Annotated in this window: 13 protein-coding genes and 2 pseudogenes; 8 read left to right on the forward strand and 7 right to left on the reverse strand. The window is 37.5% G+C overall.

Annotation, left to right across the window (positions count from 1 at the left end; all coding sequences use genetic code 11):
• Window positions 1-184 precede the first annotated feature (184 nt).
• Together PARC_RS07400 and PARC_RS07405 are read right to left on the reverse strand one after the other, a co-directional pair.
• A complete protein-coding gene (locus PARC_RS07400; RefSeq protein ID WP_010552564.1) occupies window positions 185-586 on the reverse strand; it encodes a hypothetical protein in 402 nt (133 codons plus the stop codon).
• Window positions 587-961: 375 nt separating this feature from the next.
• On the reverse strand, window positions 962-1585 hold the full coding sequence (locus tag PARC_RS07405) for a glutathione S-transferase (protein WP_010552565.1): 624 nt from the start codon (window positions 1583-1585) through the stop codon (window positions 962-964).
• Window positions 1586-1702: 117 nt separating this feature from the next.
• On the opposite strand from PARC_RS07405, the gene PARC_RS07410 reads away from it, so the two are divergent.
• A complete protein-coding gene (locus PARC_RS07410) occupies window positions 1703-2620 on the forward strand; it encodes a LysR family transcriptional regulator (RefSeq protein WP_010552566.1) in 918 nt (305 codons plus the stop codon).
• Window positions 2621-2707: 87 nt separating this feature from the next.
• Here PARC_RS07410 and PARC_RS07415 read toward each other — a convergent pair whose 3' ends face one another.
• The 3 genes from PARC_RS07415 to PARC_RS07425 all read right to left on the reverse strand — a co-directional run bounded on the left by PARC_RS07415 (window position 2708) and on the right by PARC_RS07425 (window position 6060).
• Window positions 2708-3559, reverse strand: coding sequence for a universal stress protein (locus PARC_RS07415; RefSeq protein WP_010552567.1), 852 nt, complete (start codon window positions 3557-3559; stop codon window positions 2708-2710).
• A gap of 10 nt (window positions 3560-3569) precedes the next feature.
• Window positions 3570-5060: a SulP family inorganic anion transporter gene (locus PARC_RS07420; protein WP_007585195.1), complete on the reverse strand. Its 1491-nt coding sequence runs from the start codon at window positions 5058-5060 to the stop codon at window positions 3570-3572.
• A gap of 271 nt (window positions 5061-5331) precedes the next feature.
• Window positions 5332-6060 (reverse strand): NUDIX hydrolase, encoded by a 729-nt coding sequence (locus PARC_RS07425; RefSeq protein WP_010552568.1) that lies wholly within the window; start codon window positions 6058-6060, stop codon window positions 5332-5334.
• A 128-nt stretch (window positions 6061-6188) separates the two neighbouring features.
• Between PARC_RS07425 and PARC_RS07430 the strand changes: the two are divergent.
• A pseudogene (locus PARC_RS07430) lies at window positions 6189-6818 on the forward strand (MFS transporter); the annotation flags it as partial.
• 162 nt (window positions 6819-6980) lie between these two features.
• Here the strand turns inward: PARC_RS07430 and PARC_RS21930 are convergent.
• A complete protein-coding gene (locus tag PARC_RS21930) occupies window positions 6981-7103 on the reverse strand; it encodes a hypothetical protein (RefSeq protein WP_272948021.1) in 123 nt (40 codons plus the stop codon).
• A gap of 277 nt (window positions 7104-7380) precedes the next feature.
• Window positions 7381-7686 (reverse strand): annotated as a pseudogene (locus PARC_RS22000) (transposase); the annotation flags it as partial.
• 318 nt (window positions 7687-8004) lie between these two features.
• Here PARC_RS22000 and PARC_RS07435 point away from each other — a divergent pair.
• From PARC_RS07435 to PARC_RS07460, 6 genes are all read left to right on the forward strand, one after another.
• Complete coding sequence (locus tag PARC_RS07435; protein WP_010552571.1) at window positions 8005-10716, forward strand: TonB-dependent receptor; 2712 nt, start codon at window positions 8005-8007, stop codon at window positions 10714-10716.
• 52 nt (window positions 10717-10768) lie between these two features.
• Window positions 10769-12316, forward strand: coding sequence for a sulfatase family protein (locus tag PARC_RS07440; RefSeq protein WP_010552572.1), 1548 nt, complete (start codon window positions 10769-10771; stop codon window positions 12314-12316).
• A gap of 67 nt (window positions 12317-12383) precedes the next feature.
• Window positions 12384-13430, forward strand: a complete 1047-nt coding sequence (locus PARC_RS07445; protein WP_010552573.1) for a UDP-glucose--hexose-1-phosphate uridylyltransferase — start codon at window positions 12384-12386, stop codon at window positions 13428-13430.
• On the forward strand, window positions 13427-14575 hold the full coding sequence (galK, locus tag PARC_RS07450) for a galactokinase (protein WP_010552574.1): 1149 nt from the start codon (window positions 13427-13429) through the stop codon (window positions 14573-14575). Before PARC_RS07445 ends, galK begins: the two co-directional genes overlap by 4 nt.
• Before the next feature lie 141 nt (window positions 14576-14716).
• Window positions 14717-16558, forward strand: a complete 1842-nt coding sequence (locus PARC_RS07455; protein WP_010552575.1) for a glycoside hydrolase family 36 protein — start codon at window positions 14717-14719, stop codon at window positions 16556-16558.
• 174 nt (window positions 16559-16732) lie between these two features.
• Complete coding sequence (locus tag PARC_RS07460) at window positions 16733-19036, forward strand: ammonia-forming cytochrome c nitrite reductase subunit c552 (RefSeq protein WP_010552576.1); 2304 nt, start codon at window positions 16733-16735, stop codon at window positions 19034-19036.
• The last annotated feature ends 162 nt before the right edge of the window (window positions 19037-19198 follow it).

Consider the following 19198-nt stretch of genomic DNA (forward strand, 5'->3'; position numbering starts at 1 on the left):
AAGTATTAAACTTTAATTTAGTGTAAACTGAAAAGCTTGAGAGGCAAAAGTATTGGGGCCGCTTAACGTTATTAAGAGATATGTGGGTAAGCTCACTTAACGGTAGTTAAGCCTGAAATTGTTTTTTATTAATAATAGGCACAAAGGTGGAAGGTAAGTTGCCTTCCAACCTGATATGTAAACTTTACCTGAGGTATTTATTTATTAATATGTGAAACAGCGGCACACCTAATGTAAGTATAAGTCCCATGGACATGCCTGCTATGAGACAAGCTGCACTCCAAAATGACCACTTTTTCTGAACAGCTTGAAAGTGTTCAATATTATCCCATCTTTTATTTTGCCATGCCCATTCTCGTCCTTTAAAACCTAAGACAAATGCCATGATAAAACCAAGATAAGGAACAAGAACAAGTGCGCCAATCCATGTCCGGTTATGTATTGCCCACGCCCAATTAAATAAAAAGGCGCCCCAGCTCCATCCTTTTATACCTTCTGGTAGCTTATGGCCCTTTCCCATGCCTGAAGTGTTGGCATCACTCTTTATGTTTTTACCAGATTTGGCGTTTGAACGTTTTTTACTCACTTACTCTCTCCTTGAATATATACAATAGTCCTGTAAATTAAATCATTTTTAATTTGTTATTAAAAAATAATAACTTGAATCCTATTTGCATTCAATAGTTTACTGTATTTTATGCAGGAAATGATAAAGAGTTTTTCTTTGTCACTATTACTTATTTACACTGTTTCAAAATCATATTTATGTGTAATTGCTTTACCAGAAAGTATTTTCCTTGTTTTATATAAAAATGTCTGCACATTTTAAGAAACCATTCGCAGGATATATTTTAACTTATTGTAAAATAAAAATATTATTCACTAAATTCAGATTTCACTTAAACAAACACAAAAAAAGAGGCTTAATAGCCTCTTATAAAACAGTATTAAAAACTTAAAACTAAGCTAGTAAACCCGCTTTTTTTTCAGGCATTGCTATAAAACCATCAAGTTTACGAACGTTGTTTAGCCATCTTAAAATATTGGGATATTGCTCAAGTGATACGCCACCCTCTGGTGCGTGTGCTATGTATGAAAAGTTGGCAATGTCGGCAATAGTAGGCTGAGTGCCTACTAAGTACTCGCGATTTTGTAAATACGCATCCATTGTTTTAAATAATGTGTGGGCAATGTTTATCGCGTTTTGATGATCAAGCTCTGCGCCAAATACAGTGACTAAACGAGCTGCACACGGACCTGAAGCCACAAGCCCTGCAGCAACGCTCAACCAGCGCTGAATGTGCGCTTGAACAGTAATATCTTCTGGGTACCAGGTTCTGTTAGCATCAAATTTTTGTGCCAAATACAGCAAAATAGCGTTTGAATCATTAATAACGTCATCGTTATGTTTAAGTACCGGTACTTGTCCAAAAATATTCATTTTTAAAAAGTCAGCTTGTTTTTGTTCGCCGTTTTGCAGTGCAACATCAACCATATTTACATCAAGATTTAAAAGCGATGTAAATAGCTCTGCACGATGTGAATGACCAGATAAAGTAAAACGGTATAGCGTTAGGTTGCTCATGGGTTATCCTGTTTTTTAATTTTGAATAGTGATTTTTAATAACGCTATTCTTTCACTATTATCAGTATTGAAAAACCGAGCTAGTAAGGAATTAATGTCAATGCTATATTGACAATCATGGATACTATTATTGGCATTAAAACAATCATAGCGGTTGTTGAAACAGGTTCTTTTACAGCCGCAGGCGACAGACTAGGGCTTTCAAAGGCACTGGTCAGTAAGTACGTGGGCATTGTAGAGCAAGACTTAGGGGTTAGATTATTTAACCGCTCCACGCGCAGAATTTCGATTACCGAAGCGGGGCAAAGTTATTACGCAAGCGTAGTGCCTGTAATTGAAAGCTACAGCGAAATGCTCGATAACTTATCGGGTCAAACAGCGCTTGCTAGCGGCAAACTTCGGGTGAGTGCGCCGGTGTCTTTTGGCGAATCAAATCTTGCGCCGTTAATGCCTGAATTACTGAGCCGTTATCCTGATTTAAGTATTGATTTAGTGCTTTCAGACAAAACAATTGATTTGCTAGAAGAGGGGGTTGATTTAGCAATTAGAATTGGCAGTGTGTCTGACTCTAATTTAATCGCGAGGCAAATTACCAGTTACCCTTTAATTTTATGTGCATCAGCAGATTATATTCAGCGTTTTGGCGCACCAGCGAGTGTTGACGAGCTTGAGCAACATGCTACGGTGATTGATAGCAACTTTAAAATAGGTCGCCATTGGCCTCTAGTTTCACCAAGTGGTGAGGCATTAACGGCAAGCGTAAACTCGCGTGTTTCGGTTAATAATCCACAAGCTGTAAAAGAGGTGGTTGTAGCGGGTGGCGGTATTGGCTTAATTCCTGAAATAGTGGTGAGAGACGATATTGCATCGGGTAAGCTTGTACAGGTTATGCAAGGTTATAAAACCTTTGAGTTTGGTTTATTTGCTATTTATCCGCATAGAAAGTTTGTGGCACAAAAGGTTACGTCGTTTATTCATTTTTTATTTGAAAAGTTTGAAGCTAAGCCAAAAACAAAAAAGCCTAAAATCAGTTAAGTGATTTTAGGCCTTTTAAAGTAGGTCATTAAAATATCATTTAAAACAGGTGCTTACTTTAAAGTGGTGCTTACTTAAAACAACTACTTACTTTAATATAATAACTGGCACATCGTTGTTTTCGAGCATTTTAATGGTATTACTGCCCACAAAAAACTGCCTTAACTTAGAGTGCCCAAAAGCCCCCATAACAATCAAATCAATGTTATTTTGCTCTTTGTATTGCATTAACGAGTCGAAAATATTGCCCTCTAAAAAGCTTGCAGACACTTCAAAACCCATACTACTGAGTTTAAATTGAGCGTTAAGAAACTTCTCTTCTAAGTTCTTCTCATTATTATTAATACTCACTAAATGACAATGAAGCCCATGTAATAAACCGCCATCAATAACTTGTTGCAGTGCTTTGTCGGCTGTTTCGCGACCATCGTACGCAATCATAAATGATTTAGGCTGCTTAAACTTTTTAGAAATAAGCAATATTGGTTGCGAGGCGCTACGCACGAGCGTTTCGATGTGTGAACCAAGTGCATTTAAATCAACACGATGATCAACACCATTTCGACCAATAACGATTAAGCGAGTATCATCTTTAAAATCAATAATAGCGTCGATTACATCACCGTGACGTTTAATTAATTCATAGTTTTGAATATGAGCAATTTTTGCTTTTACAGCAACCGAGTCGAGTAATTCATCTGCTAGTTTTAAAGAAATTTTACTACGGTGTTCATCGAGTTTTGTCATTTCTTCAAGCAAAGCCGATTGAGCACCTAAACCAATCGTACCGGTGTAGTTACCTACATTAGTTTGTTGTATTTTTTCAAGCATATGTATAAAGCTAATTGGTTTATTTAGCTTTTTTGAAGCCCAAATAGCAGCTTCGGTTACAGCGTGTGTAATGACAGAGCCATCGATACAGGTAATTATTTTTTTCATTACATTCTCCTTAATGACCGCCAAGTAGTTTATCGACTTCTTTAGGGTCGTTATGTACGCCAAACTTATCAACAACTGTTTCGGTTGCGCTATTCATACCAACAATATTAACTGTTGCGCCTTCGCGTCTAAATTTAATAACCACCTTGTCGAGTGATGATACACCGGTTATATCCCAAAAGTGAGCATGGGTTAAATCTATAACAACATTTGTTACCGCACTTTTAAAATCGAATGACGCTATAAACTGCTCTGCTGAGGCAAAAAATACCTGGCCTACAACTTCATAAGTTACTAGGTTTTTAGTTTCATCGTGCTTAGTTGTAACAACCATAAAGCGACCAATTTTGTTCGCAAAAAACAACGTAGCTAGCAATACGCCAACTAAAACACCAATGGCTAGATTATGCGTGGCAACAACTACAATAACGGTGGAAATCATCACTACGTTTGACGAAAGCGGGTTCTTTTTTAAATCCTTAACTGATGCCCAAGAGAATGTACCAATCGACACCATAATCATTACTGCAACTAATGCCGCCATAGGAATTAAACGCAGCCACTCATCTAAAAACACCACCATGATGATTAAAAATAAACCAGCAATAAAGGTTGAAAGTCGTCCACGACCGCCCGATTTAACGTTAATGATTGACTGTCCAATCATGGCGCAACCCGCCATACCACCAAATAAACCTGCGCCAATATTGGCAATACCTTGACCTTTACACTCTTTATTACGATCGCTAGTTGTATCAGTTAAGTCATCAACAATAGTGGCGGTCATCATGGATTCAAGTAAGCCCACAACCGCAAGACCAATCGAATAGGGTAATACAATTTGCAGCGTTTCGAGTGTTAGCGGTACATCGGGCCATAAAAATATAGGCAGGGTGTCTGGCAGTTCGCCCATGTCGCCAACGGTTCTTATATCAAGCCCTAAAAACAGTGAAACCAGCGTAATAACAACAATACACACTAAAGGAGAGGGAAGGATTTTGCCAATAGTTGGAATATACGGAAATAAGTAAATAATACCTAAGCCCGCTGCGGTCATTGCATAAACATGCCAAGTAACATTGGTCAGCTCAGGTAACTGCGCCATAAATATTAAAATTGCCAGTGCGTTTACAAACCCTGTAACAACAGAGCGCGATACAAACCGCATTAACTCACCGAGCTTTAAAAAGCCTGCAAATATTTGCAGTACACCGGTAAGTAAGGTGGCAACCAGTAAGTATTCCAGACCATGATCTTTAACCAGCGTCACCATTAACAGCGCCATTGCACCGGTAGCCGCCGATATCATGCCAGGGCGTCCGCCTACAAAGGCAATAATAACGGCGATACAAAATGAGGCGTATAAACCTACTTTTGGATCAACACCTGCAATAATAGAAAAGGCAATAGCTTCCGGTATTAGGGCAAGCGCCACAACAATACCAGCAAGCACATCGCCACGAACATTAGAGAGCCAATCTCTTTTTACGTGATCAAACATGTAATAAACCTAATTAGTTAGTTTCCCAAAGTATAGGGGAGTATTTTATTTAAATAACAATGATTCTCGCGCAGATGGCGATTAAGGTTGCACGTAACGTGCTGATGAAAAAGGGAGTGGTTGCCTAGGGCGGCGTAAGTTTCAAGTAAAAAGCTCCTTTTTGATTAGTTTATATTAATAATGCAAACGAATTAAAGGTATCACATATATATTAGCAATATGCTGTTTTGCCTTAAAGACCAAACTTTAATCCAATAATGTTTTTGAATATTTAAAACTCAAACGTAAAACCAAACTCTTTTAATTTTTCGTACACGTTTATGTCAAAACGATAAAGCGTTGCGGCTCGGTGAGCTACATTTGTTTGTTTTTCTTTGCAGTTTATTAGTAAGTTCATTTTTTGAAACTTACGTCTAAAGTTAGGTTTATCGAGTGATTTATTTAAAATCGACTCGTAAATTCCTTGTAGCTCAAGCAGGGTAAATTTTTCAGGGAGCAGGCTAAAACCAATCGGCTCGTGTCTTACTTTGTAGCGTAAGTAGTCTAAGCCACTTTTTAAAATATCGGCATGGTCAAACATTAAAGCCGGTACACTATTTACATCAAACCATTCACATTCTAAAGCATTGTCGCCACTCACAAGGTTGGTTTCTTCAAAGCGAACGAGCGAATAATAAACAATGGTAATAATACGTCTGGCAGGGTAGCGGTCTACGTTACCAAAAGCACCTAACTGATCTAAGTACAGGTTTTCAACACCGGTCGTACTTTTAACAACTCGTAAAGCTGCAAGGTCTAAGTTTTCATCTTTACGAACCCAATGACCAATTAAACCCCACAGGCTTGTTGCAAGGCCGCGGTTATATTTAACCAGCAACACCTTTAACTTACCTTCATGAATAGCAAATACAATATTATCTACGGTTAGATTACTAATGCAGTCATCAGGAATCGATTCTTCGTCGATGTTGTTAGTAATGTTTGATGTTTTATAGTGCATAAATTACTCAGCCAAAGCTATACGAAGATATTGTTATAAAGACTATTAAGGGTATATAAAAGGTGAGTAAAGCGCAAATAAAAAGCTTTTATAATTCCTATTTAAAACAATCAGATAAACCTAAAAAACGTTTACGCCCCATTGTTTGGATAGGAATTGGCTTAGCTACATTTCAACAATTAGTAGGCATTAACGTTGTTTTTTACTACGGCGCGGTACTTTGGCAAGCTGCCGGTTTTACTGAATCTGACGCGTTACTTATTAATATAATAAGCGGCTTTGTAAGTATTTTAGCGGTGTTTATTACCATGTATTTTATAGACAAAATTGGCAGAAAACCTTTTTTGTTAACCGGCTCAATTGGTATGACGGTGACGCTTTCGGTTATTGTCTATGCCTTTTTAAACGCAGATATTGGCTCAACAGGTAACTTAGAACTAGGAGAACAGGGCATAGTTGCTTTAATAGCCGCTAATGCGTATGTGTTCTTTTTTAACTTATCGTGGGGCCCTGTAATGTGGGTTATGTTAGGCGAAATGTTCCCTAACCAAATTCGCGGCTCTGGCCTTGCAGTTACTGGCTTTGCCCAGTGGATAGCTAACTTTTTAATTACTTGGTCGTTCCCTGTTATGCTCACAGGCATTGGTTTAGCTGGGGCTTATGGTTTTTACGCATTTTGTGCGTTTGTTTCAGTCATATTTGTATTTAAGTTTTTACACGAAACCAAAGGCAAAGAGCTTGAACAAATGAAAGGGTAAATATTATTCCTTTAATAAGCGCCAAAACTAAAGCAATAGAACTAGAATAATAGAATTAAAGCAATAGTTTTGGCGTTGTTAGACTGCTTCACTCGTTAAGCTTTCTTTTTACTAAACCCAAACACTTTATAAACTCGCAGTAACTACCTCATTTCTCAATAGTTAAATTACTAATGCACTTAAGTAAATTCCGCTCAAGTGTGCTGGTATCGCTATATGCTCTTGAGCTACTTTTTTATATTGATGCTTAGGAAGTTGGTAGCGCACCAATTTCTGCTCTTTCATTAAACGAGTGCAATATAGCGACTTAACGTTAAGCCTCTCGCTGTAGCAATAGCTGCTATTACTACAGCACCCGTAGAGCCGTCACTTTCTGCGAAACTGCTCTTTACCGTAGCTAATGCTTTAACCTTTTAGAGTTAATACTACGCGTTTTTTACCCAATATTTATAGCCACTACGCTGTATATTAAATACTTCACAGCAACGCTTTAGTAAATCAGTCATAGCTACCTAATTATTAATAAATTATAAGGTGTTGCATTGACTCATTGAATTCACCGTAGCCTTTTTTAGGATTTCCTTTTCTTCTTCAATATGCGCAATACGTTTTTTAAGCACGCGAATTTCAAGTTGTTGTGGCGTCATGGGTGTTGTTTGCCTGTGATGCCATTACGTTTATGTTTTAACTGACGGACCCGTTTATCTAGCGATGATTTACCGACATTCATAGCCTCTGCAGCTTCTCATATTGAATAGTTTGTATCGACGACTAATTGTGCGCATTCAAGTCTAAATTCGAGTGTAAAGTTGGTTCTTGCTCTGTTTTCCAAAGTGTGACCTAAGTTTGATGAGATGGATAATAACATCCCCCAATTAAGTGGTTAAATTAACTACGCCACTGCAATAAAAACATATTTCCTCAAGTAAAAGTTATATCAGTTAATGCCACCTAGTCGTAATTTTCAATACATTTAACTTTCGCAGAAATATTTAACTTTGAAATATATACAGCGAAGTGATTTTTCAGGAGTGATTATAGTTAAACCGATAAGTTAAGAAGCGAAAGTTTTGATATTAATATGTAACCAGTTGGTAAATGAGTAATTTAAAAAGATGTATAAGTTTAACATTCACCTGATGCTGATAATAAATTTACAACTACCTAATCAACAGGGGTCATAATAATGAAAAGAAACATTTACATAAACACGTTACTAGCAGGGACATTCGGTTTACTGCCTTTATCTGATGCAATTAGCCAAGAATTATCTGTGGATCAAAATGATGATGTAGAAGTAATCCAAGTTACAGGTATTCGCCAGAGTATTATCACCGCTAACGAGAAAAAGCGCTCTTCAGAAAACATTGTCGATGGTATTTCCGCTGAAGATTTAGGGGTTTTCCCTGATGCGAATGTGGCCGAGTCACTGCAACGTATTACCGGAGTTTCAATTGACCGATCTGGTGGTGAAGGTCGTTTTATTACTGTTCGAGGACTTGGGCCTGAGTTTAATACGGTATTGGCAAATGGACGTATTTTGGCTACCGAAAATGCTGGACGTGAATTTAGTCTCGATGTCTTACCTGCAGATTTAATTAATGGGGCAACCGTTTATAAAAGCTATAGTTCTAACCTAACCGAAGGGGCGATTGGTGGAACCGTTGATATTACTACTTGGAGACCATTTGATATCAATGAGACAAAGGTAAGTGCTTCTATCGCCGGTACGTATGATACTAATGCTGAATCTTACGATATGAAAGGCTCAGCCCTGTTTAGTACGCTTTTTAATGATGACATGGGTTTTCTGGCATCGCTTTCTTACAATCAACGTACAGTAAGAATTGATAGCGTTTTCTCTGATGGTTATGTTCCATATAGCTTTGATGAAACACAGACCGTAAATGGCGAACCGGCAAATGATGTTTTAACCTTAGCGAGCCAAAGATATCAAGTTTTTGATCAGGACCGTGAGCGCATTGGCGGTACATTGGTGTATCAATGGAAGCCAAATGATGATCAGGTTTTGACGATCGATGGCTTATTTTCGATATTTAACGTTGAAGATAGTAGTACCGAAGTCGCATTTCCATTCAGTGTAGGTCGCGAAAATGGTTTTAGTAATGTTGTAGTTAATAATAGCGGCATGGTTCAATCTGCAACTAAAGATGGTTTTGTTGATGTTATTAGAGCGTCTTCTCCTCGAGATACTACTACCTACCAAGTAGGGTTAAATCATGAGTGGCAAATTTCAAATAACTTGAAAGCGATTACTGATATTGCCTACTCTGAAGCTAAAGGAGATGGGTATGGTAAAAGTCGTTTTTATGTAACACGTGCATTTAGTGAAATGGCGTACTCATTAGGAGGCGACTTTCCTTTAATTAATACCAAAGAAGATCTTACAGATCCAAATATTTGGTCTTCTCATGTTGTAACTAATGCTGGTAATGATACGCAGGATAACGTTTTAGAAGCTAAGCTTGATTTTGAGTACATTGTTGATGAAATGGGGTATTTACACAATATTGATTTTGGTTTTTATTACTCAGAAAGAGAAAAAGACAGAACAGCATCTAGACGAGGAGTATGTGGACGGTGTTTTAATAATGCAAAAGTGTCGATAACAGATCCATCAGTATTTAAAGCATTTAAACCAAGTGACTTTTTAAGCGAAGTGAGTGGTGGTTTTGCAAACAGCTGGATTGATTATGATTTTGACGCATTAACCGCCTATTACCAATCTGAAGAAGCATTAAGTCAACTTTCCACTGAAGATCGAGCAAACGTAGAGACACTGTTGGCTTCTGGGGGATTCGATGCCCAAGCAAGCGAAGGTGCAACCACTAACGTTCAAGAAGATAACTTTGCTGCCTATGTTCAACTAGGGTTTGCTGGTGACAACTGGGATTTAAACTTGGGCGCACGATATATTCAAACCGATCTCACTTCAACCGGGCAATATGTTTACATTGAAAAGTTAATAAATATTGTAAACCCTGATGGCAGCATTGAAAACAGAGATGCTGTTTTTAGTGACCCAGAAGTAAGATCATTTGAGAGTGATTATGATGAAATTCTTCCTAGTGCAAACTTTAAATGGGAGTTTATGGATGTCGAGGGATTAATTTTTAGAGCTAGCTATTCTGACACCATCACTCGACCAACTATTTCAAGCCTGTCAACCAGTGTTACCTATAATATTAATGTAGATGCGGAAAGAGTTAACGCTCAAAATCCAAATTTACAACCATTCAAATCTCAAAACTATGACGTTACTTTAGAGTGGTACATGGATGATTCAACGACGATTACCCTTGCTGGATTTCAAAAAAACCTATCTTCATTCCTCACAATTACAACAGAACCAGTCATGATTGAAGGTGTTCAATTTGGTGATACTCGCCCAAGAAATGGTGGCGAGGGGGAGATCACTGGGATTGAAGTTGCTTACCAACAATTATTTGACCAATTACCTGAACCGTTTAATGGATTAGGGATTCAAGCTAACTACACCAACATAGATAGTACCGCTGATTACAGTGAGTTGGGTGGCGTTGAGGACTTAACATTGGAAGGGTTGTCTGAGCATAACGCTAACCTGATTTTATTTTATGAAAGAGACGCAATAAAAGTAAGATTTGCCTATAACTATCGTTCTGATTATTTAAGTGAGGCGAGCACGTGGCTAGGGGGTCCAAAACATGTTGATGACTTCGGGCAGCTTGATTTTAGAGCGAGTTATGATTTTGCAGACACCATGCAGGTTTACTTTGAAGGAGTAAATATTACGAACGAAACATTAAGCCAATATTACAACCAGGATGAAAGTCAGAAGGTTGGTTATGAAGATTTTGGTTCTCGTTATGCGTTAGGTATACGGGCTCAGTTTTAATCATCACATGAGTAACTCTGCTTCGCTGGAGTTACTCAAATAGGTAATAGAAATGTATTTATTTAAACGATATTTAGCTGTAATTTTTATTTGTACTGGTTTAATCGCGTGTACAAAAGAGAGTGACTCTTCCCTACAAAAAGAAACGGTGAATGTACAGGATAAAAAGCCGAACATATTATGGATATATGTTGAAGACATCTCACCTGACTTTGCGCACGATGGTAATGATTTAGTAACCACTCCAACGATAGATGAGTTAGCAAGAGTCGGTGTAAAGTTTAACAATGCCATTGCGCCTGCGCCTGTTTGTTCTGCAATGAGATCAGCTATGATGACTGGGCAAATGCAAACAAATTTAGGTATTCATAACCATCACAGTTCGCGTACTCCAGAATCAACAATTTTACTCCCAGATAATATAAAAACTGTTCCTGAAATTATGAAGCAAAATGGTTATTTCACTTTTAATAGTGGTAAGGATGATTATAACTTCAGCTATGACCGTTTTGATTTATACAGCGGTGATTATAAGGTGCATCCACTCTACGGTAAGTCGGGTGTAGAAATTGATTGGAACGATAGAGCCAACCCAGAGCAACCATTCTTTGGACAAATCCAATTAAAAGGTGGAAAGCATATCTTCAGTAGCAAGTTTTCTGAAAAAGTGAAGTATCCCATCGATAGAAGTAAAATTAAGTTGCCTCCTTATTACCCAAATGATCCCATTGTTATTGAAGAATGGGCTAGGTATTTAGAATCTCTGCAGATCACAGATAGAGAGGTTGCAAGTGTTTTTTCTCGTTTAGAAAAAGATGGAGAATTAGAAAATACGGTCATATTTTTCTTTGCTGATCATGGTACTCGTTTTTTAAGACACAAACAGTTTTTATACGATGGTGGGCTTAAAGTACCTTTCATTGCTTATTGGAAAGGGCATGATGATAAGTTAACGCCGCAAGTAAGAGACGAGCAAGTAAGTATGCTTGATATAAGCGCAACAACGCTAAGCCTTGCCGGTATCGATATACCTGAATACTTTGAAGGTGAAAACTTATTTTCTGATAATTACCAGGGTCATAAATATGTTATTTCGGCTCGTGATAGATGTGATTTTACGATTGATAGAATTAGATCGGTTCGTTCAGAGCGCTTTAAATACATCCGAAACTTTTATCCTGAACGCTCAGGTATGCAACCTAGTTATAGAGATTACTGGGATCTAACCAAAGTATCTCGCAAGCTTTATGAAGATGGCAAGTTGAATGAGGTTCAAGCAAAGCACTTTTCTCCTACGAGGCCAAAAGAAGAACTTTACGATCTTGAAAACGACCCTCACGAAATCTTTAATTTAGCTGATGACAATAACTTTAAGTCGACGTTATTAGAGCACAGAAAGGTATTAGATGACTGGATACGTGATAGCAACGATCAAGGACAGTACCCTGAAAATGAAGAAGCGTTAAAGCTAATGTTAGGCATTTGGGGAGACACAGCGATTAACCCTGAATACGACGAACTCAGAATTAAATATCCAAATTTATCTGGTTCTCAATTCCCGCTTAAAAATGAAAAGTTTAAGCTTGTTTCTGAGCAGTAGTTTTAGTTTACGCTTGGACTGAGAGCTCCAAGCGTATGTCCTTCAACATTATTTTATTAGGTTAATAATGACAGAGTTATTTGATCCAGTAGAACATCCTCACCGCCGCTTTAACCCTTTATTAGGGGAGTCGGTGTTGGTATCTCCACATCGCGCTAAACGCCCTTGGCAAGGCCAAGAGGAAAGTGTCGATAATGAAATAAAGCCAATATATGACAATAATTGCTTTTTATGTAAAGGCAACACTCGCATTAATGGAGAGGTAAACCCAGCTTATGAAGGGACATTTGTATTTACTAATGACTTTGCTGCACTGCGTGAAAATGTGCCGCAGGTTAAGCATGTAGATCCGTTATTTTCAATGCAGAGCGAACGCGGAACAGCGCGAGTAATTTGTTTTTCCCCAGATCATTCAAAAACACTCCCAGAGTTATCAATTAATGAAATAGCCAACGTAGTGGATACTTGGCAACAGCAATGTGCTGAGTTATCGCAGACGTATCGTTGGATACAAGTATTTGAAAATAAAGGAGCTGTGATGGGGTGTTCAAACCCGCATCCCCATGGGCAAATTTGGGCGCAAGACCATCTTCCTAGTTTAGTTGAGCGTAAGAATATAAATTTAAAAAATTATTATCAGCAACACGGAAGTAATCTATTACTTGATTATGCCAAGCGAGAGTTTGAATTAGATGAGCGTGTAGTATGCGTTAATGATGATTGGTTAGTCGTTGTACCATATTGGGCTGCTTGGCCGTTTGAAACATTGCTTTTGCCTCGCTTCGAACTTACGCGTATGACTGATGTCAGTGCAGAACAAAAAATAAGCTTAGCCAGCATTCTTAAACAGATAACCACTCGCTATGACAATTTATTCCAATGTCCGTTTCCTTATTCGATGGGATGGCATGGTGCGCAATACGATGACGAAGAACACCCATATTGGCAATTACATGCCCAGTTTTTTCCTCCTCTATTGCGCTCTGCAACGGTTAAAAAATTTATGGTTGGCTATGAAATGTTGGCTGAAGCACAGCGCGACATTACGCCAGAACAAGCAGCAGATATTCTTAAGCAGCAATCACTAACACATTATAAAGAGGCTAAAAGATGAACTTTGAGCATAGTGTACGTAATGCATTTTCAACTCACTTTAGTCGTGACGCCGCATTTATTGTAAGAGCGCCTGGTCGCGTGAACTTGATAGGTGAACATACCGATTATAACGAGGGCTTTGTGCTGCCTTGTGCAATTGAGCACGCAACGTATATTGCAATAGCCCCACGCAAAGATAGTATTGTAAATGTTCTGGCTGTTGATTGTGATAATGAAACTGACAGTTTTTTATTGACGAAGCCGCTTGAATTTAACTCTGATCAAAGTTGGAGTAACTATGTAAGGGGGGTGGTCGATGAATTACAAAAACGAAATCATCAATTAACTGGATGTGATATTTGCATTACTGGCAATGTACCCCAAGGCGCTGGGCTCAGCTCATCAGCAGCGTTAGAAGTAGGTATTGCTTACGCCTTTAATCATTTATGTGAATTATCTATAGATCGCAAAGAAATAGCTAAGATTGGTCAAGCTGCGGAAAATAACTTCGTCGGTTGCAACTGCGGCATTATGGATCAGCTTATTTCAGCCTGCGGTCAGCAAAATCAAGCACTTGGTATTGACTGTCGCTCACTAGAGCTAATCGAAGTCACTATTGACCCTAAAATGACTATTATGATGGTTAACTCAAATGTTAAGCGTGGTTTAGTTGATAGTGAATATAACTTACGTCGCCAGCAGTGTGATGCAGGTGCTAAAGCGCTTGGTAAAACAAGTTTACGTGATGTCAGCATTAGGGAATTTGAGCAACAGAAATGTTCACTCGATCCACAAGTTGCAAAGCGTATTGAACACATAGTGTATGAAAACGCACGGACCTTAAACGCTATGCAAGCGTTTACGAATAACGATATTCAACAATTAAGTAAATTAATGGCAGAAAGTCACGCATCAATGCGCGATTTATTTGAGATCACAACATCTCAAATCGACACTTTAGTTGAAATTATCAATAACGTACTAGGTATTCAAGGCGGTGTACGTATGACTGGTGGCGGATTTGGGGGCTGTGTAGTTGCGTTTATGCCCAATGATATGGTGCAAGAAGTAATTGCGGCAATTAGCTCTGAGTATCAAGCTAAAACGGGCCTTAAAGAAAGCATCTATATCAGTTTACCTGCGTCGGGTGTGTGTGTACTTTGATAAAAAATAGCATTTTTAGGCATTATATTAAGCCATTATCGCCTATTTATGAGAAGTAGCTACACCGTACTTGAAAGCTAACCCTCTTTGAGGTTACAAAAATAAAAATTTAGCTTAATTAAAGTTATTTAAGGAAATAAAATGAACACACTGAGATTAATTATATTAATAATGTTGCTCAATTCGACATTACTCTATGCACAAACTAAGCAAACAAGTTTTGAGCTAGGTCCACTCGTGATTGACATAGAAAAAGACGAAAGTCCTTTTTCGATAGAAATAAAAAATATCACTAAAGAGACGGATGTTTATAGCTTTACTATGGTACTCACTGCTGATGAAGCCATAAGCCCACCTAAAACATCAATCAAGTGGCAAACACCATCGATAGATATTGCTGGTATTTGGACTCCAGAGTTTAACAATGACTATATAATCCCAGCGGATTGGAGTAGTAAAAAATTATCTTCAATGCTGACGCAAAATGCACCTACTTACTCTTTATTTGGGCATGATGATATCAATCGTTATACCGTATCGGTAAGTGATGCTGTGAATCTTGTAAATTTATCAGCTAAAGTGCGCGAAGAGGATTCAATGATTTATCATCAACTTGATTTTTTTACTGAAAAGCACAAAGCAGTTAAAAGCTATGAAGTTGAAGTTAGAATCGATATGCGTGAAACCCCTCTTTATACTTCGTTGCGTGATGTAGCTGATTGGTGGGCAAATATGGAGCAATATACGCCAATAGCCGTTCCTCAAAGTGCTTTAGAGCCAATGTATTCTACTTGGTATAGTTATCATCAAAATATCAAACATGATGAGTTACTCGCTGAAAGTAAGTTAGCGAAACAATTAGGCTATGGTGCAATTATTGTTGATGATGGTTGGCAGACCAATGATAGCAATAGGGGTTATGCTTATACTGGTGACTGGGAGCCAGAAAGGTTAACCAATATTGAAAAATTTGTGTCGGATGTGCATGCTCTAGATATGAAATCATTACTTTGGTATTCAATCCCATTTGTTGGCGATAAGTCACAGGCGGCACAAAAATTTAAAGGTAAATACCTTAGCCATAGTGAGTCATTAGGGACTTATGTTTTGGACCCGAGATACCCTGAGGTTAGACAATATCTTATAAATCATTACATAAAGGCAGTAAAAGATTGGAAGTGGGATGGTTTAAAATTAGACTTTATTGATCAATTTAAAACATCAGACGATACAGACTTAACTATTGGGAATGGTAGAGATTACGCGTCTGTATATGAATCTGTAGATAAATTAATGTCTGATTTAGTTTTTGAGCTAAAGAAAATTAATCCTGAAGTAATGATTGAATTTAGACAGCGATACATTGGGCCAGCGATGCGAAAGTATGGAAACATGTTTCGTGCTACAGATATTCCAAATGGTGCAGTAACAAACAGAAAACGTATTGTCACACTAAGACTTTTAAGTGGTGATACCGCAGTGCATTCCGATATGTTGATGTGGCACCTTGATGAACCTGTAGAGTTAGCCGCTTTGCAATTATTAAATATTTTCTATTCTGTACCGCAGTTGTCAGTGCGATTAAATGATTTACCTACTAGTCATTTAGATATGGTTGAATTTTATACACGTTATTGGAATGCAAACAAACATGTCTTACTTAGCGAAAATTTTCAACCTCAAGGTATAACAAGTAACTACCCGCTAATTAGTAGTTATAAGGGTAATAAACAAATCATTACTCTATATGGCGATTCGGTTGCAACCCAAACCAATAATATAAGTAACATAGATATCGTAAATGCTAAAAAAACGAATGAAGTGATTTTAAAACTTAGCAAAAATACATACAGAGCAGATGTAGAAGTATATACACCGACTGGTAAGCGAGTGGAAGTTTATAGTAAGGTCGTAAACGGAAACTTACTAATGTTGGATATTCCTGTATCGGGTTTAGCTAAAATAAAATTAATAAGTAAATAATACATTTACTGATGTTAAAATGAATACTCAATTTATTTGAGTATTCATTTTATTATTTAACGAATTTAATTATTAAGAATAAAATTGATATAGTTGGTATAAATACAGCCCTCGAAGCTAAACATTCAGGCGTTTAAACTTTTAATACTCTCCAGATTATGGTCAATTACCTATATGTATAAAAAAAATAAAGTATGGCAATCCACTTTTTCTTTTGTGCTACTTACAGTCATAAGCTTTGTTTCATTTTTAACATATGGCGAGGCAACTACGCAACAGTGTGTATCGTGTCACCAAGAGCAGGTTAAAGACTGGCAAAAATCACATCACTTTCACTCAATGGGGTACGCTGACGAGGCAACCGTTTTAGGGAACTTTAATAATCAAACCTTATCGTATCTTGGTTATACCGCTAATTTTTATAAAGAAAATGATAAATTAATGATTAGTATTCCAGATGATAAAGGGATAGGTAAACCTTATCAGGTATTATACTTTTTCGGTTATGAACCTTTACAACAATACATGTTTGATATGGGAAAGGGGAAAGTCCAACTATTTCCTTTTGCGTGGGACTCGCGTGCAAAAGAAGATGGCGGGCAACGCTGGTTCGTACTGCATCCAGATGCCGACTCTAATAATTTGTTTCATTTTTCGCAGATGGGACAAAACTGGAATTATATGTGTGCAGATTGTCACTCAACAGATTTCAAAAAAAACTTTGATTTAAAAACTAAAAGTTATGATTCAACTTTCAGTGCAATTAATGTCAGCTGCAATGCGTGTCATGGGGATCCTAAAAAACACCTAATTTGGGCTAATAATATAGACGTAAATAATGTCAGCGGCACTGACGCCAGCAAAGGTTTTTCTGAATTTATTGGTAAAAGCTCCCCCTTATTTCAACGCCAAAGTGATGGCAGTATGAAAAGCGTGGCGTCTTTGCAACAATCAAAACAAGTAGCTATGTGTGGTACTTGCCATTCAAGGCGTTCATTTTATAAAGACCGAACCTCTCCCACAGAGTTTTTAAGCCAATTTCAGCCAAGCTTACTCACCCCTGAACTTTATTATGTAGATGGTCAGGTATGGGATGAAAATTATGTATGGGGGTCCTTCACACAAAGTAAGATGTTCGAACGAGGAGTTACTTGTACTAATTGTCATAACCCCCATACAGGTAAACTTAAATTAAAAGCAAATCAAACATGTACCCAATGTCACGGAGCTGAATCTTTTGATACTCCCAAGCATCATGGTCATAAAATAGGCTCTACAGGAAGTCAGTGTGTTGACTGTCATATGCCCACTACAACCTATATGCAAGTTGATGAGCGTCGAGACCATGGTTTTAGAGTACCTAGGCCAGATTTAACACGTGAAACAGGGGTACGAAATGCATGTAATGACTGCCATAAAGATAAAACTGCAGAGTGGGCCGAGACGGCAGTAAAAAAATGGCACCCTAATTCAAAATATATAGGGAGTGATCACTTTGCACAGTCTTTCTATGCAGCCGATAATAATTTTCAAGATGCTACTACCAAGTTAAAAGCGATAGCTCAGGACAGTAAACTTCCCGATATAGTTCGCGCTTCTGCTATTACTCGTTTAGATAAAGTATCGAATAAAGAACATTTATTATTTGATCTAAAAAGTAAACTTGATGATGAGCCATTAAAAAATTTGGCACTAATAACTGCCAGCCAAGATGTCACTATTTATCAAAAATGGCAATTGCTGCACAGCTTACTTGATGATAATCACTTACCTATACGTATAAATGCAGCCCGAAGCCTAGCTATTTTATTAACTGAACCCTATTTTAACAATATGAGTAAACGTGATATTGATCGTTTAATAAATGCTCTAGATGATTATAAACAAGCACAAAAATATCAAGCAGATAGAGGTTTTTCCCATACAAATTTAGGTAGTTTGGCCTTAGATTTAGGGGACTTAAAAGCAGCTGAAAAGCACTTTTTGACCGCGATTGAGATAGAGCCTATTTATTCACCTGCATATACTAACTTAGCTGAACTATATCGCCAGCAAGGTGATGAAGTAAAAGTACAAAGTATTTTAGAAGGTGCTATAGATAAAAACGATAAAGTTGCAGAACTATACTTTGCTCTATCAATGAGTTTGATTAGAACAAATAAAAAGAATTTGGCAAAGAGTGCGCTTAAAAAAGCCACAGAATACGCAAGTACAAATGCCCAATATCATTATACATATGCACTTTTATTACAAGATTTAGGTCAGTTAGCTCAAGCGATAACATCTTTTGAAATTGCTTTTAATATTACCCCAAATGACTCCAGTATAACTTATAGTCTTAGTAAGGCTTTAGCTGCACAAAAACAGTATGCCAGAGCGCTATATTACGCCAATCATTTAGCTCGATTAATCCCAAATAATCATGAGGTAGATCGATACATCAAACAATTGACACTAATGAAAGGTTTGAATCATTAATCGCCTTGATAACAGTTAAAACCCCGACTTACTTATAAAGTAATATTACGTTGAATAAGATATCTTTTTTACTTTGCCCTTTGTTTATACCAAGGGTAAAGGTTAACAATATTTAGTGCAACGTTGATACTACACTCCTATAAATTACCTACTTCATATCAA

This window comes from Pseudoalteromonas arctica A 37-1-2 (assembly GCF_000238395.3).
Classification (GTDB): domain Bacteria; phylum Pseudomonadota; class Gammaproteobacteria; order Enterobacterales; family Alteromonadaceae; genus Pseudoalteromonas; species Pseudoalteromonas arctica.

Coding starts and splice junctions, on each gene's coding strand:
- PARC_RS07405 (WP_010552565.1), bottom strand. CDS start 1,585: ATGAGCAACCTAACGCTATACCGTTTTACTTTATCTGGTCATTCACAT.
- PARC_RS07410 (WP_010552566.1), top strand. CDS start 1,703: ATGGATACTATTATTGGCATTAAAACAATCATAGCGGTTGTTGAAACA.
- PARC_RS07415 (WP_010552567.1), bottom strand. CDS start 3,559: ATGAAAAAAATAATTACCTGTATCGATGGCTCTGTCATTACACACGCT.
- PARC_RS07420 (WP_007585195.1), bottom strand. CDS start 5,060: ATGTTTGATCACGTAAAAAGAGATTGGCTCTCTAATGTTCGTGGCGAT.
- PARC_RS07425 (WP_010552568.1), bottom strand. CDS start 6,060: ATGCACTATAAAACATCAAACATTACTAACAACATCGACGAAGAATCG.
- PARC_RS21930 (WP_272948021.1), bottom strand. CDS start 7,103: ATGAAAGAGCAGAAATTGGTGCGCTACCAACTTCCTAAGCATCAATAT.
- PARC_RS07435 (WP_010552571.1), top strand. CDS start 8,005: ATGAAAAGAAACATTTACATAAACACGTTACTAGCAGGGACATTCGGT.
- PARC_RS07440 (WP_010552572.1), top strand. CDS start 10,769: ATGTATTTATTTAAACGATATTTAGCTGTAATTTTTATTTGTACTGGT.
- PARC_RS07445 (WP_010552573.1), top strand. CDS start 12,384: ATGACAGAGTTATTTGATCCAGTAGAACATCCTCACCGCCGCTTTAAC.
- galK (WP_010552574.1), top strand. CDS start 13,427: ATGAACTTTGAGCATAGTGTACGTAATGCATTTTCAACTCACTTTAGT.
- PARC_RS07455 (WP_010552575.1), top strand. CDS start 14,717: ATGAACACACTGAGATTAATTATATTAATAATGTTGCTCAATTCGACA.
- PARC_RS07460 (WP_010552576.1), top strand. CDS start 16,733: ATGTATAAAAAAAATAAAGTATGGCAATCCACTTTTTCTTTTGTGCTA.